This window comes from Saccharothrix sp. ST-888 (genome assembly GCF_000955975.1).
GTDB lineage: Bacteria > Actinomycetota > Actinomycetes > Streptomycetales > Streptomycetaceae > Kitasatospora.
On record NZ_JYJF01000039.1, the window covers coordinates 24321 to 38220 of the forward strand.

Here is a 13900-nt window from a genome sequence, read left to right on the forward strand (position 1 = left end):
TGGCGGGGTCAGGGCCGCGTGGGCGGCTCACTGACGTCCGGGGTGATCGCGAGGATGGCGACGTCGTCGCCGAGGACGCGGGCGTGGCGGGGCAGGTCGGTGTCGAGGAAGTCGATGACGTCGACGGGTGTCGGGGCCGGCCGACCGGCGAACCGGTGGCGCAGCCGGTCCAGGAGCGGGTAGAAGTCCCCGGCCGGGTCACGGGCCTCGATCAGTCCGTCGGTGCAGAGCAGCAGGACGTCGCCGGGGCCGAGCCGGTGGGTGTAGGCGATCGGCGGTTCGGAGTCCAGGGAGCCGAGGCCGAGCGGGAGGGCCGGCGGTCCGACGAGGGCGTGGACCTCGCCGCCGGAGATCAGGACGGGCTCGATGTGGCCGTGGTTGATGATCGTGACCCGCTGGGCCTGGTAGTCGTGTTCGATCAGGACGGCGGTGACGAACAGCTCGCTGTCGAGCAGCGCTTCGGCCTCGCGGGCCATTCGGCGTTCCATGCTGTCGGCGATCTGCGCCAGGTCACCGGGTTCGTGGGCGACCTGGCGGAAGCTGCCGAGGATGTCGGCGACGGTGCGCACGGCTTGCAGGCCCTTGCCGCGGACATCGCCGACGATCGCGCGTTCGCCGGCCTCGGTGTCACAGATGTCGAAGAGGTCGCCGCCGACCATGCTGCCCACCACGGCAGGGCGGTAGAGACCGGCTGCCAGCAGCCGGCCGACCCGGTGCGGCACCGGCCGCAGCAGGGTCCGCATCAGCGCCTCGGCAACCGAGTTGACGTTGACGAGGTGGGTCTCCTGGCGCCTCCGGTGGAAGGCCAGGGCCGTCCCGAGGACACCGACCAGCGCGGTGGAGATGTAGGCCCCGACGTAGTGGCGCTCCAACAGGTCGTGCGAACTACGGCCCGCACAGCACGGAGTGCCGGCCAGAACTCCCTCGAACCCGACGGCGAAGACCGCGGCTGCGATGACGCCGACCGGGCCGAAGGTGTAGGCGGCGACCACCGGCAGGGCGATGAGCAGGAAGCTCACCGGCCACTGCACCGGCGTCACGGGTTCGAGCACCAGGACCGCCGCGACGTAGGCGACCGGCAGCCAGCGCATCCAGGCCGGCAGAGCGGGCGCCTCCAGGCCGGCGGCGCTCAACCGGACCGCGCGGCCGTCGGCCCTGCCCCGGCCGGGCCACCTCACTGCGGGCCCCGGCGGTACGGCGCAGCCGACCGGAGCTCCTGCGGCTCCGGGCGGCCGGAGCGGGCACGCTCGACCGACCGGGCGTCCTGCGGGTCCGCCGCCGGACCCCGGCCGACCCCTTCGAAGATCGGCTCACGCGACCTGTGCACACGGGCTCCCGAGACGGCCGTGATCAAGACCCACAGCCTGACGCGGCCGGACAGCCCGCCCCGACCATTACGCCGTACGCGGCATGCCACACACAGTCGGACAAGATGGTTCTCCCCCACGGCCGAGCCGCCGCGCGGGTCGCGGTCAGCGGATATGAAAGGGATTACTCCGCTCACCTGTCTCAGCCGAGATCACGGCAGAGTCGCCACGCCACCGCTGCCGGGGAGCGCCCGCTTCAAGCCAAGTACGCGCACCGATCCGGGCGTTGACCGTTCCGGACGGCCGGACGGGCCCGCTCTCCCCCGCTTCGGACTCTTCGAGCAGTCGTGACCGCGCGGGCGGCGCCACCGGAGCCGCCCGCAGCTCCGCGCGCCCCCAGTACGCCTATTGAAAATCCGATGATCGGACTATCGTTAGCTGATGAGAGCTATCTAAAGCACTCCGGACGAGGGCACAGGGACACCGGCCACGCATCGGGAGGCGGCGGTGACGACCAAGGAAGCGGTCGGGAACAGAGCCGGACGCACGGGACGCTCATGGTGGAGCGCAGGACCGGACCATCCGCACTACAAATGGGTCGCACTCTCCAACACCACGCTCGGCACGCTGATCGCCACCGTCAACGCCTCGATCGTGCTGATCTCGCTCCCCGCCATCTTCAACGGCATCGGCCTGGATCCGCTCCGCCCCGGCAACGTCAGCTACCTGCTGTGGATGCTGATGGGCTACATGCTGGTCACCGCCGTGCTGGTGGTCACCCTCGGGCGGCTCGGCGACATCTACGGCCGGGTGCGGATCTACAACGCCGGCTTCCTGATCTTCACCGTCACCTCGGTGGCCCTCTCGCTGGACCCGCTGCACGGCGGCGCCGGCGCCCTCTGGCTGATCGGCTGGCGGGTGGTGCAGGCGGTCGGCGGATCGATGCTCATGGCGAACTCGGCAGCGATCATCACCGACGCGTTCCCCGCCGACCGGCGCGGGACGGCCCTGGGCGTGAACATCGTGGCCGGCATCGCCGGCTCGTTCATCGGGCTGGTGCTGGGCGGGCTGCTCGCCGAGTGGAACTGGCGGTCGATCTTCTGGGTCAACGTGCCGATCGGGATCCTCGGCACCGTCTGGGCCTACCGGTCCCTGCACGACACCGGCATCCGCCGCCCGGCCCGGATCGACTGGTGGGGCAACGTCACCTTCGCCTTCGGCCTGACCGCACTGCTGGCCGCGATCACCTACGGCATCCAACCGTACGGCGGCCACACCATGGGCTGGACCAACCCGTGGGTACTGGCCGGACTGATCGGCGGCGTGGCGGTCCTGATCGCGTTCTGCCTGATCGAGGCACGGGCCGTCGAGCCGATGTTCCCGCTCGCACTCTTCCGTGACCCGGTCTTCACCGGGGGCAACGCCGCCACCCTGCTGGGCTCGATCGCCCGGGGCGGCCTCCAGTTCATGCTGATCATCTGGCTCCAGGGCATCTGGCTGCCACTGCACGGCTACGACTACGCCGACACGCCGCTGTGGGCCGGTATCTACCTGGTGCCGCTCACCGTCGGCTTCCTGGCCGCCGGGCCGATCTCCGGCTACCTCTCGGACCGGGCCGGGGCCCACCTGTTCGCCTCCGGCGGGCTGGTGGTCATGGCCGCCTCCTTCGCCGGGCTGCTGGTGCTGCCGACCGACTTCGGCTACCCGTGGTTCGCTGTCCTGGTGTTCCTCAATGGCCTGGGCGGCGGACTGTTCGCCGCGCCCAACACCTCGCTGATCATGTCGAGCGTGCCCGCCGAGGCACGCGGCGCCGCCTCCGGCATGCGCGCGACCTTCCAGAACGCCGGCATGGTGCTCTCGATCGGGGTCTTCTTCTCCCTGATGGTGGCCGGGCTGGCCGGGTCGCTGCCGCACACCCTGAGCTCCGGACTCACCGCACAGGGCGTGCCGGCGGCCGACGCGCACGCCGTCGCGTCGCTGCCGCCGGTGGGCACCCTCTTCGCCGCCTTCCTCGGCTACAACCCGATCCAGCAGCTCCTGGGCCCGCACACGCTCGCCCAGCTCCCGGCCGCCAACGCCCGGACGCTCACCGGACGCGAGTTCTTCCCGGAGCTGATCTCCGGGCCCTTCCACGACGGACTGGTCGTGGTGTTCTGGCTGGCGATCGGCATGTCCCTGGTCGCCGCAGTCGCCTCGCTGCTGCGCGACCGCAAGCCCGACAGCGTCCGGCAGCCGACGGCCGTGGCGGCCCCCGCCGCCGCGACACCGGGCACCGCCGTGGCGCAGGCCGGCACCGTGACACAGACCACCACTGCGGAGCGGGCCACCGCCGTGGCGCAGAGCACACCGCCGACGCAGCCCCGCCGGCCCGACCGAGGACAGTCCGGCGGATCATGACCGACCCCAGCAGCACCCCGCCCGCCGCCAGGCCCGAGACCGCAGCCGAGACCACGGCCGAGAGCGGCGGCGCCCTCTCCGAGGACGCCGTGGTCCGGCTCCGCCTGGTGATCGCCCGGCTCAACCGGCAGATGGCACAGGCCGCCAGCGGGAAGGACCTCACGTTCGCCCAGCTCTCCGCGCTGGCCCGGGTCGAGCAGTACGGCCCGCTGCGGCTGGGCGAGCTCGCCGCGCGCGAACGTGTCGCCGTCCCGTCCATGATCCGCACGGTCGGCCCGCTGACGGCGGCCGGACTGGTCGCCAAGACGCCCGACCCGTTGGACGGGCGGTCCCAGCTGCTGGAACTCACTGCGGCGGGCCTGGACGCGATCACCCGGATCCGCCGCGAACGGTCCGCACTGCTGGCCCACCGCAGCGGGCGCCTCACCCCCCGGCAGTGCCGGGACCTGGAGGCGGCCATCCCGGTGCTCGAACTGCTCCTCGACGAGCCCGAGCCCACCGCACCGGTCGCCGACACCGCCACGGGCACCAGCAGCGACGCCGGCACCGCCGGCTGAACGTCGAACCGGACGCGACCGTCGGCGATGCCGGGCCGTCCGGTTCCGGGTCAGTGCTCGGCGAGCAGGGCCGTGCGCAGGTCGGTGAGCGTGCGGTTGAGCAGGCGGGAGATGTGCATCTGGGAGAGGCCGAGTTCGCGCCCGATCTCGGCCTGGGTGAGTTCGGCGCCGAAGCGCAGGGAGAGGATCCTGCGGTCGCGCTCGGGCAGGTCGGCGATCAGCGGTTTGAGCGTCTGCAGGTCGAGGAGGGTGTCGAAGGCCGGTTCGTCGACTGCCAGCCGGTCGGCCAGCGAAGGGCTGGTCTCGGCGGGGTCGTCGGGGCCGGCGGGGGCGTCCAGCGAGCGGGCCGTCTGGGCGCGGGAGGCGGTCAGCCCCTCGTTGACCTCGGCCTCGGTCAGGTCGAGGTGCTCGGCGAGTTCGGCGGAGGTCGGTGCGCGGTCCAGCGACTGCTCCAGCGCGTCCGTGGTCTTGGCGAGGGTCAGACGCAGTTCCTGCAGTCGCCGGGGGACGTGCACCATCCAGCCGGTGTCGCGGAAGAAGCGCTTGATCTCGCCGGTGATGGTCGGCAGCGCGAAGGTCGAGAACTCGACCTGGTACGACGGATCGAACCGGTCGATGGCCCTGATCAGACCGATCGTGCCGACCTGGACGATGTCCTCCGTCGGCTCCGCACGGTGCCCGAAGCGGCCGGCCGCGAACTTGACGAGGGCCATGTTCAGCTCGATCAGGGTGCCGCGGACGTAGGAGTACTCGGCGGTGCCCTCGTCCGCCGCGCGCAGCCGGGCGAAGAGGACCTTGGAGAGTTCGCGCGCGTCGGCCGGGCAGACCTGCGCCAGGTCGTCCGTCTCGATTCCGAGCTCGGCCGCCAGGGCGGCGAGGTCGTCCGATCCGGTGATCGCGGACGCCGGTCCGGGCTCCGCCGGAGAGGCGTCGGCGCAGCGGACAGCGGGCGAAGGGCTGGAAACAGTGGCCGGCATGCTCTTTCTCCTCTGGCGACAAACCGCGCGGGTCGGACACGGCTCCGACTCGGGTGCCCCGACCAGCGCAGAGCAGTCGCAAAGACACTCAAGGTTCACATATTCTCCACCAGGTCTCACCCGATCGGCGCCGGAGGGGCCCGATTCGTCCCGGCACCGGGCTCGTCCGGCCCTGCGGGAGCGGGTCCCTACCCACCGAGGAGCCGTCGCCATAAAGTCGTACCGGGGGTGCCGAGCGTCCCGCACAGATCGCCGGTGGCCCGGGACCGGACCGTCGCCCGACAGACAGGAGCACCATGCACAGCAGCGTCCCCGAGGGGGCCGGGGCAACCCCGCCGACGACCGACCTCGAACCGGCACGGCTCACGGCCGGACTCCGGACCGAGGCCGGTGTGGTCGTCGTCTCACCCTCCGGAGAACTGGACCACGACAGCGCCGCCCTGCTCAAGGACTGCCTGGCCGAGGCGGTCGGACGGGCCGACGCTCGCGTCGTGGTGGACTGCCGGGGCCTCTCGTTCTGCGACTCCACCGGGCTGAACGTGCTGCTTGTCACACGGCTCCAGGCGGAGGCGGCCCGGATCTCCCTGGTCCTGGCCGACGTCCAGCCCAGATTCGCCAGAGTGCTGGAGCTCACCGGCACCGACGCGGTGTTCGACATCCGCCCCGACGTCGACAGTGCGGTCGCCGGATGACCCCTACGCTCCGGGGCTCCGGCAGCGGACATCGGCGGGTGAACCGGCCCGCAGCACGTGTTCGCCCCGGCGCAGCGGGAAGACGAGCCTGCGGCGGTCGGCTCGCCGCCAGTCCACCAGCCGTCAGAGTGAGGACAGATGAGCGCGAGTGATTCTCGGACCACCGATCGGCCCGTGCTGTCCGACCTGCCCGAGTCGGGGCAGCGTCGTCAGCTGATCCTCACCGGCGTCGTCGGCACGGTCGGCCGTTGCCGCGACCACACCCGCCAGGCCCTGCACGACTGGGGCTGGCTGCCCACCGAGGACCCGGACCAGGAGGCCCGCGCGGAGGACATCCTGCTCGTCGTCTCCGAGCTGGTCACCAACGCCTGCCAGCACACGGGAGGCGCGGACCAGCTCGTCCTGTACGCCACCGGCCGCACGCTGCGGGTCGAGGTGTACGACGGCGCGGCCACCGCTCCGCACCTCCGGCTGCCGTACACCCCCGGCCGCCCGGGCGGCCACGGCCTGCACACCGTCGCGCTGCTGGCGAGCCGTTGGGGTCACACCCCTCGTACCGACCACCCCGGCAAGGCCGTCTGGGCCGAGATCGACCTCCCCCTCACCTGAGGCCCGGGCGTTCGCCGGACAGGCCCGGGGCACTGCACACCGAACGCCCGGGTCGGCCGCAGATCGCGGCCGGCCCGGGCGAGGCGAACGGTCAGCGGGTCGGACACCCGGGAGGCCTCCGGGGTTACCAGCGCCATCTGACCGATCGTCAACTCTCTTGGTTGTCAATCCCGTTGGCCGACACTGATCCTGGGCAGCGACTCCGGACAGTGCTCCCGGAGGTACGCGATCAGCTGCTCCCGGATCCAGCAGCGCAGCTCGAAGGCGTCCGAGGCGTTGCGGGCCGTCATCAGCGCACGGACCACGATGGTGCTGGGCGTGGTGTCCACGAGCTGGAGCGCGCTGCCGACGCCGTCCCACAGCGGGCACTGCTTCAACAGCCGGTCGAACTCGGCCCGCAGCTCGTCCATCGGCGTACGGTGGTCGAGGTGCAGCAGCGCCGTACCGGTGATCGCGGGATCCCGGCGGGACCAGTTCTCGAAGGGCTTGCCGACGAAGTACGACACCGGCATCACGATCCGCCGCTGGTCCCAGGTCGCGATCACCACATAGGTCAGGGTGATCTCCTCGACCGTGCCCCAGTCACCCGCCACCACCACGTCGTCGCCGAGCCGTACGACATCGCCGAAGGCCAGCTGGACTCCGGCGAACAGGTTGGCGAGCGTGCTCTGCGCGGCGACACCCACGACCAGACCGACCACGCCCGCCGAGGCCAGCAGGCTGGCACCGACCGCGCGGACCGCCGGAAAGGTCGTCAGGGCGGCCGCCAGCGTCACGACGGCGATACCGGCACCGGCCAGCCGTCGCAGCATCACGGTCTGGGTCCTGACCCGGCGGATCCTGGCCGGATCCCGGCGTTCGGTCGCGTACCGGGCCAACGAGGTGTCGATCAGCAGCGTCACGACCCTGGTGAGCAGCCAGCCGCCGGAGGCGAGGAGGAGCAGCAGCAGGCCGTGCCGGATCGGCCCCCGGGTCGGCGGCGGGAGGCCCGCCCCGGGCTCCACGACCAGCAGCAGCAACGATCCGAGGGTCAGCAGCGTCGGTACCCGACAGCTCCGCAGCATGCGCCTCATCGACAGGTCGGGCAGCCGCCCGGCGGTCCGACGGCCGACCAGCAGCACCGCACGGTCGGCGGCCGCAGTCGCCAGGACCACCGCACCGACCAGCGCGATCGGCGTCAGCAGATTCCACGGGGACATGTATCTCCTTTTTCGATCGGGTCGCTCGGGTCGCTCGGGCCGCTCGGGATCGACGGCGGGTGCGTCGGTGGGCGGCCGGTACGGACGAAGGGGCGGCGGCCCGCCCGGGCGGGTGGAGTCGGCGCCCGTCTACCCCCGCCGCACGCCGTTACCCCGCCCGAGGCGGTTCCGGCAGCCCCGACCGGACTCCGCAGAAGACCGATGGAGATCCGCATAGCTCCGACCGACGGGGGTAGCCGGGGCATCGAACGGACGCCTGGGCCCCTGAACCAGCCCTTCCCAAGGAGATTCCGTGACCGACATATCCCGTCTGCCCGGCCCCTTCGAACACCGCTGGGAGTGGCAGTTCCACGCGGCCTGCCGCACCGCGGACACCGGCCTCTTCTTCCACCCGCCCGGCGAACGCGGCCCCGCCCACGACGATCGGGACACGGCCGCGAAGACGGTCTGCGCGCACTGCCCCGTCCGCGCCGCCTGCCTGCAGTACGCGCTCGAAGCGCGCGAGCCCTACGGCGTCTGGGGCGGGCTCACCGTGGAGGAACGTCGCGCCCTGCGTTCCCGGCAGCAGGCGCGGACCACCCGCCACCGGACCGCCGCCTGAGTGCCCGGCTGATCGTTCGGCTGGGCCGGGTTGGCGGCCGGGAGACGCGCGGCCGACGGTGGCAGCTGTGGACGGCACGGGTTTCGGCCGCTTGCTCGGGTAACTGCTGGAGCGGCCCGACAAGAGCGCTCCGGGTGAGCTGCCGGCTCTGGTCGGACAGATCGGGTCGGCCAGTTGATCCTCGGCCTGGCCGCAACCTCAAGATGGCGGCCGTCGGCCGGGCGTTCGGGATGGACGTGTTCGAGACCGGGCCGCTGCCGGACGACGACGTGCTGCGCACGCTGCCCAACGTGCTGGCAACGCCCCCCACCTGGGCTGTGTGACGCAGTCCGACTACCGCACGTACTTCCACCGAGGCCGTGGCCGACATCGCCGACTTCCTCGCCGGAGCGCCGATCCGGACCCTGGCCGACGGGCAGCCGGACCCCGCGATCGGTGCCCGTCCGCCGGACAGGCAGAAGGCCCCGGGCCGTCGCTCGGACGGCCCGGGGCCCTGCCTGTCACGCCGTGGAACCACCGCGCGGAGTGGAACTACCGCGCGGATCGCATCAGACGAGGCTCGCGATGGCCTCGTTGAAGGTCTGCGACGGACGCATGACGGCAGCCGCCTTGGCGGGGACCGGCTGGTAGTAGCCGCCGATGTCGGCCGACGATCCCTGGACCGCGATCAGCTCGTCGACGATGGTCTGCTCCTGCTCGGCCAGCGTCTTGGCGAGACCCGCGAACGCCTCGGCCAGCTCGGCGTCGGCGGTCTGCTTGGCCAGCTCCTGCGCCCAGTAGAAGGCCAGGTAGAAGTGGCTGCCGCGGTTGTCGATGCCACCCAGGCGGCGGCTCGGCGACTTGTTCTCGTCGAGGAAGGTGCCGGTCGCCCGGTCGAGCGTGTCGGCGAGGACCTGGGCACGCGCGTTGCCCGTGGTCTGCGCGAGGTGCTCGAAGCTGACCGCCAGCGCGAGGAACTCGCCCAGGCTGTCCCAGCGCAGGTAGTTCTCCTTGACGAGCTGCTGGACGTGCTTCGGCGCGGAGCCGCCGGCGCCGGTCTCGAACAGACCGCCACCGTTCATCAGCGGGACGACCGAGAGCATCTTGGCGCTGGTGCCCAGCTCCAGGATCGGGAACAGGTCGGTCAGGTAGTCGCGCAGCACGTTGCCGGTGACCGAGACGGTGTCCTCGCCGCGGCGGATGCGCTCCAGGGAGAACGCGGTCGCCTCGACCGGCGAGAGGATCTCGATCTGCAGGCCCTCGGTGTCGTGCTCCGCGAGGTAGGCCTTGACCTTCTCGATCAGGACGGCGTCGTGCGCGCGGTTCTCGTCGAGCCAGAACACGGCCGGGACACCGGTCGCGCGGGCACGGCTGACGGCGAGCTTCACCCAGTCCTGGATCGGCAGGTCCTTGGTCTGGCACATCCGGAAGATGTCGCCCGCGCCCACCGGCTGCTCCAGCACGACGTTGCCCTCGGCGTCGACCACGCGCACCGTACCGGCGGTGGCGATCTCGAAGGTCTTGTCGTGGCTGCCGTACTCCTCGGCCTTCTGCGCCATCAGGCCGACGTTCGGCACCGAGCCCATGGTGGACGGGTCGAAGGCGCCGTGCGCGCGGCAGTCGTCGATGACGACCTGGTACACGCCGGAGTAGCTGCTGTCGGGCAGGACGGCGAGGGTGTCGGCCTCCTGGCCGTCCGGGCCCCACATGTGGCCGGAGGTGCGGATCATGGCCGGCATGGAGGCGTCGACGATGACGTCGCTCGGCACGTGCAGGTTGGTGATGCCGCGGTCCGAGTCGACCATCGCGAGGGCCGGGCCCTCGGCGATCTCGGCGTCGAAGGACGCCTTGATCTCGGCGCCCTCGGGCAGCGCGTCCAGGCCCTTGAGGATGGTGCCGAGGCCGTCGTTCGGGCTCAGACCGGCGGCGGCGAGCACCTCGCCGTACGCGGCGAAGGTCTTCGGGAAGAAGGCGCGCACCACGTGGCCGAAGACGATCGGGTCGGAGACCTTCATCATCGTGGCCTTGAGGTGCACCGAGAACAGCACATCCTCGGCCTTGGCACGGGCGACCTGCGCGGTGAGGAACTCACGCAGCGCGGCCACGCGCATCACGGAGGCGTCGACGACCTCGCCCGCGAGGACCGGGACCGACTCGCGCAGCACGGTGGTGCCGCCGTCCGCCGCGGCCAGCTCGATCCGCAGCGAACCGGCCTCGGCGACGACCGCGGACTTCTCGGTCGAGCGGAAGTCGTCGGCGCCCATGGTGGCGACGTTCGTCTTGGAGTCGGCCGTCCAGGTGCCCATCCGGTGCGGGTGCGCCTTGGCGTAGTTCTTCACCGAGGCGGGCGCGCGCCGGTCGGAGTTGCCCTCGCGCAGCACCGGGTTGACGGCGCTGCCCTTGACCTTGTCGTACCGGGCGCGGACGTCCCGGTCCTCGTCGGTCTTCGGGTCGTCCGGGTAGTCCGGCAGCGCGTAGCCCTGCTGCTGCAGCTCGGCGATGGCCGCCTTGAGCTGCGGGATCGAGGCCGAGATGTTCGGCAGCTTGATGATGTTGGCCCCGGGGGTCTTCGCGAGCTCGCCGAGCTCGGCGAGGGCGTCGGCGATGCGCTGGCCCTCCTCGAGACGCTCCGGGAAGCTCGCGATGATGCGCCCGGCCAGGGAGATGTCGCGAGTCTCCACAGTGACGCCCGCCGTCGAGGCGTACGCCTGGACCACAGGCAGGAACGAATACGTTGCCAGGGCCGGGGCCTCGTCAGTGTGCGTATAGATGATGGTCGAGTCAGTCACCGGTACTCCGCTTCACGTCTACAACGTCTTGATATCAAGATATCTCGTGATGGCCCCTCCCCGACACCCACCCCCGCGTCGAGTCGTCAGGTCCTCGGGGCGGACCGGCTCCCGTGCGGCGGCGAGCACGCCGACGTGACGCACCACACACCGAGTATGAGCGGCACCCTGATGCCGCTGCCAATCGGACCGGCCCTGCTCTCCGAGAGCGGCGCCCTCACCGCCCAGTCCCCCATCGAGACGGGTTACTTCCTGTTCGCCCCGCACGCGGCTGCCGGAGTCACCGCGCCAGTTCGTGCCGCCGGTCCCAGACCCGCGCCGAGATCCGCGCCAGCAGCCCGGCCGCCGGATCGATCTCGTCGTGGCCCGAGGCCAGCGGGCCGGTGTAGCAGACCGCGAGCGCGTACGGCGCGCTGTCCTCGGGGTGGACGACGGCGGCGCAGTGCCGCACACCGGGGCACCAGCCGTTCTTGAAGCCGATCCGGGTGCCCGGCGGAAGCCCGGCCGCCAGGTCGACCCGCCAGGTGTTGCGTTCCAGCAGGGCGAGCAGCTCGGGCTCCAGGGACTCCAGCAGCCGGACCAGGTCCAGCGCGGTGACCCGGTTGTGCACTCCGGCGTCGCGGGCGGGGAAGTCCTCGATGCCGCGCGGGCTCGAACTGCGGGTGGCGTTCGCCTGCCGCCACGCCTCCGCCACCGCGGGCCGGCCCACCTGCGCCAGGCAGAGATTGGTGGCCAGGTTCGAGGAGTGCGTGATCATCCGTTCGGCGAGCCAGCGCAACGGGGCCGAGGCCGGCGCCTCAGCCATGTTCGGGGACGAGGCCGGGGACGACGCCGGTCCGGCGTCGAGCAGCTGCCAGGGTTCGGGGTCACTGTCCCACTCGCGCGCGTTGCCGTAACTGCCGCCGACCGCCGAGGTGAACCGGTTGACCACCGGTACGGCGGCCTCCAGGTCGAGCCCGCTGCGGTACACGGCCGCGAGCACGGCCATCTTCATGGTGCTCGCCGCATCGTGCAGCACCTCGGCGTTCCGCAGTACCACCGGCGCTCCGCGCCACGGCCCCACGACGACAGACAGCATGCCCCACTCCGATCCGTGACCGCCTGCGAGTCCTCTTCCCCCGGCCGAGGAGCATGGCACCCGAAAGCCCCCGCTGTCCGCCGGTCGGCAGCGGTGGCGGCCGCAATCACGGGAATGGCGGCGTGCCCCGTGTGCCGGTCGGTCCGGCCGCGATGCGATCGGCTACCGCTGCCGTACCAGGCCGCGGACATAGGCCGCCTGGCCCGCGTGCTGGAGGTTGTCGGAGATGACGCTGACCAGTCGGACGGCCAGGGTGACCGGTGGAGTCCAGCTCTCGTCCACGACCCGGCGCAGGTCCGCGTCACGGATCCCGCCGACGTAGCGGACGGTGTGCTCGTGCACGGCGTCGTAGTAACCGGTCAGCAGCGTACGGGACTTGACCCGCACCGCGGCCACCTCCCCGGCGGAGTGGCCGTATCCGGTGTCCGCAGCGGAGAACGGGAGCGCGAAGCGGTCCCACCAGCCGTCGGCGGTCCACAGCTGCTCGGTGCCGCTCGCATCGGCGACATGGTCGTCCTGTACCCGCGTCAGATGCCAGATCAGCCAGGCGACCGAGTTGGCCTGTTCGGCCGGACGCTCGGCCAGTTGGGCGGCGGTGAGACCGCCGACCGCCTCGTGGACGGTCTCCTGGACTCGGTTGAAGGCATCGACCAATAGGTCCGCGCTGGTCATCCGGCCCTCCGTACTCGGTGCTGCGGCACCGCCGTTCGGCGGTGCGACTGCTCCGATTGTGCCCGCCCGGCCATCCTGCGGCGCGGAATGACGGGGCGCCGCACGTGTCGTCCACCGGCTCCCGGAACGGTGCCCGGGAAGTCCAGGGGTCCGGCCGGGGCCGCTGGGCGGGCGGCGGGGTCCGGGCGCGCCGGACGGCGCGCGCTCCGTCGTTTCGGCGCAACGGTTCCTCGCGGCAGGCCGGTTGAGGACAATGAGGCCCGGGCGAGTGAGCGGGCGAGAGGACACACACCATGGATCACCAGGAACTCCGGCACCGGTTCGCGACGCTGACCACGGCCCATGTGGCGGATGCCTGCATTCGCACCCGGATCCCGGTGCGCTGTGCGCCCGCGGGACTGCATGCCGTGGTGGCCGGTGGCCGGGTGGCCGGGCGGGCCTGCCCGGCCCGGCACGTCGGCAGTGTCGACATCTTCCTGGAGGCAATCGAGGGGTCCTCGCCCGGCGATGTGCTGGTGGTCGACAACGGCGGACGGCTCGACGAGGCCTGCGTCGGTGATCTCGTGGTCCTGGAGGCGCAGTCCGCGGGGCTGGACGGGATCGTGATCTGGGGGCTGCACCGCGACACCGCCGACATCCGGGCACTCGGACTGCCGGTCTTCAGCCTGGGCGCGACGCCGACCGGCCCGCAACGCCTCGACGACCGCCCCGAGGACGCGCTGGAGTCCGTCACCGTGGGCGACTGGACGGTGAGTTGCGAGGACCTGGTCCTGGGCGACGACGACGGGGTGCTGCTCCTCCCGGCCGCCCGCGCCGAGGAGGTCCTCGCCCTCGCGGAGAGGATCCGCGACACCGAGCGCCGGCAGGCCGGACGGATCCACGCCGGTGTCCCGCTGCGCAGCCAGGTGCACTTCGACGCCTACCTCGCGCAGCGCCGGCAGACGCCTTCCCTGACCTTCCGCGATCACCTGCGGTCCGTGGGCGGGGCCATCGAGGAGTGACCTGCGGCCCTGGCCGGGCAAGGAGCACGCACCCGGCCGTCA

12 protein-coding genes are annotated in these 13900 nt (G+C 71.8%); 6 read left to right on the forward strand and 6 right to left on the reverse strand.

The features are described 5' to 3' along the window. Positions 1-8: 8 nt before the first annotated feature. Entirely contained in the window at positions 9-1133 is a 1125-nt protein-coding gene (locus tag UK12_RS14965) for a PP2C family protein-serine/threonine phosphatase (protein ID WP_197084870.1), read from the reverse strand. 801 nt (positions 1134-1934) lie between these two features. On the opposite strand from UK12_RS14965, the gene UK12_RS14970 reads away from it, so the two are divergent. After that, complete coding sequence (locus tag UK12_RS14970) at positions 1935-3704, forward strand: MFS transporter (RefSeq protein WP_231591222.1); 1770 nt, start codon at positions 1935-1937, stop codon at positions 3702-3704. Next, on the forward strand, positions 3701-4261 hold the full coding sequence (locus UK12_RS14975) for a MarR family winged helix-turn-helix transcriptional regulator (RefSeq protein ID WP_052681893.1): 561 nt from the start codon (positions 3701-3703) through the stop codon (positions 4259-4261). The genes UK12_RS14970 and UK12_RS14975 overlap by 4 nt, the downstream gene beginning before the upstream one ends. A gap of 50 nt (positions 4262-4311) precedes the next feature. Here the strand turns inward: UK12_RS14975 and UK12_RS14980 are convergent, their stop codons facing one another. Next, positions 4312-5238 carry an RNA polymerase sigma factor SigF gene (locus UK12_RS14980; RefSeq protein WP_045303446.1) on the reverse strand — a complete coding sequence of 309 codons (927 nt, stop codon included), beginning with the start codon at positions 5236-5238 and terminating at the stop codon, positions 4312-4314. 296 nt (positions 5239-5534) lie between these two features. Here UK12_RS14980 and UK12_RS14985 point away from each other — a divergent pair, with 296 nt between their 5' ends. Together UK12_RS14985 and UK12_RS14990 are read left to right on the forward strand one after the other, a co-directional pair. Then, a complete protein-coding gene (locus tag UK12_RS14985) occupies positions 5535-5930 on the forward strand; it encodes an STAS domain-containing protein (RefSeq protein WP_045303447.1) in 396 nt (131 codons plus the stop codon). A gap of 138 nt (positions 5931-6068) precedes the next feature. Further along, positions 6069-6539 (forward strand): ATP-binding protein, encoded by a 471-nt coding sequence (locus UK12_RS14990; protein WP_045303448.1) that lies wholly within the window; start codon positions 6069-6071, stop codon positions 6537-6539. A 164-nt stretch (positions 6540-6703) separates the two neighbouring features. Here the strand turns inward: UK12_RS14990 and UK12_RS14995 are convergent, their stop codons facing one another. Further along, entirely contained in the window at positions 6704-7738 is a 1035-nt protein-coding gene (locus UK12_RS14995) for a mechanosensitive ion channel family protein (protein ID WP_045303449.1), read from the reverse strand. A gap of 292 nt (positions 7739-8030) precedes the next feature. Between UK12_RS14995 and UK12_RS15000 the strand changes: the two genes are divergently transcribed. Then, positions 8031-8339, forward strand: a complete 309-nt coding sequence (locus UK12_RS15000; protein WP_045303450.1) for a WhiB family transcriptional regulator — start codon at positions 8031-8033, stop codon at positions 8337-8339. A 548-nt stretch (positions 8340-8887) separates the two neighbouring features. On the opposite strand, the gene UK12_RS15005 is transcribed toward UK12_RS15000, so the two are convergent. The 3 genes from UK12_RS15005 to UK12_RS15015 form a co-directional block, all read right to left on the reverse strand. After that, a complete protein-coding gene (locus UK12_RS15005; protein ID WP_045303451.1) occupies positions 8888-11107 on the reverse strand; it encodes an NADP-dependent isocitrate dehydrogenase in 2220 nt (739 codons plus the stop codon). Positions 11108-11387: 280 nt separating this feature from the next. Then, the gene (locus UK12_RS15010; protein ID WP_045303452.1) at positions 11388-12185 is read right to left on the reverse strand and encodes a serine hydrolase; all 798 of its coding nucleotides are present in this window, start codon (positions 12183-12185) and stop codon (positions 11388-11390) included. A 162-nt stretch (positions 12186-12347) separates the two neighbouring features. Then, positions 12348-12857 (reverse strand): mycothiol transferase, encoded by a 510-nt coding sequence (locus UK12_RS15015; protein WP_045303453.1) that lies wholly within the window; start codon positions 12855-12857, stop codon positions 12348-12350. A gap of 293 nt (positions 12858-13150) precedes the next feature. On the opposite strand from UK12_RS15015, the gene UK12_RS15020 reads away from it, so the two are divergent. Continuing rightward, complete coding sequence (locus UK12_RS15020; RefSeq protein WP_045303454.1) at positions 13151-13858, forward strand: RraA family protein; 708 nt, start codon at positions 13151-13153, stop codon at positions 13856-13858. The last annotated feature ends 42 nt before the right edge of the window (positions 13859-13900 follow it).

Excerpts from the sequence above, each read along its gene's own strand:
- UK12_RS14975 (WP_052681893.1), top strand. The coding sequence starts at position 3,701 with ATGACCGACCCCAGCAGCACCCCGCCCGCCGCCAGGCCCGAGACCGCA.
- UK12_RS14980 (WP_045303446.1), bottom strand. The coding sequence starts at position 5,238 with ATGCCGGCCACTGTTTCCAGCCCTTCGCCCGCTGTCCGCTGCGCCGAC.
- UK12_RS14985 (WP_045303447.1), top strand. The coding sequence starts at position 5,535 with ATGCACAGCAGCGTCCCCGAGGGGGCCGGGGCAACCCCGCCGACGACC.
- UK12_RS14990 (WP_045303448.1), top strand. The coding sequence starts at position 6,069 with ATGAGCGCGAGTGATTCTCGGACCACCGATCGGCCCGTGCTGTCCGAC.
- UK12_RS14995 (WP_045303449.1), bottom strand. The coding sequence starts at position 7,738 with ATGTCCCCGTGGAATCTGCTGACGCCGATCGCGCTGGTCGGTGCGGTG.
- UK12_RS15010 (WP_045303452.1), bottom strand. The coding sequence starts at position 12,185 with ATGCTGTCTGTCGTCGTGGGGCCGTGGCGCGGAGCGCCGGTGGTACTG.
- UK12_RS15015 (WP_045303453.1), bottom strand. The coding sequence starts at position 12,857 with ATGACCAGCGCGGACCTATTGGTCGATGCCTTCAACCGAGTCCAGGAG.
- UK12_RS15020 (WP_045303454.1), top strand. The coding sequence starts at position 13,151 with ATGGATCACCAGGAACTCCGGCACCGGTTCGCGACGCTGACCACGGCC.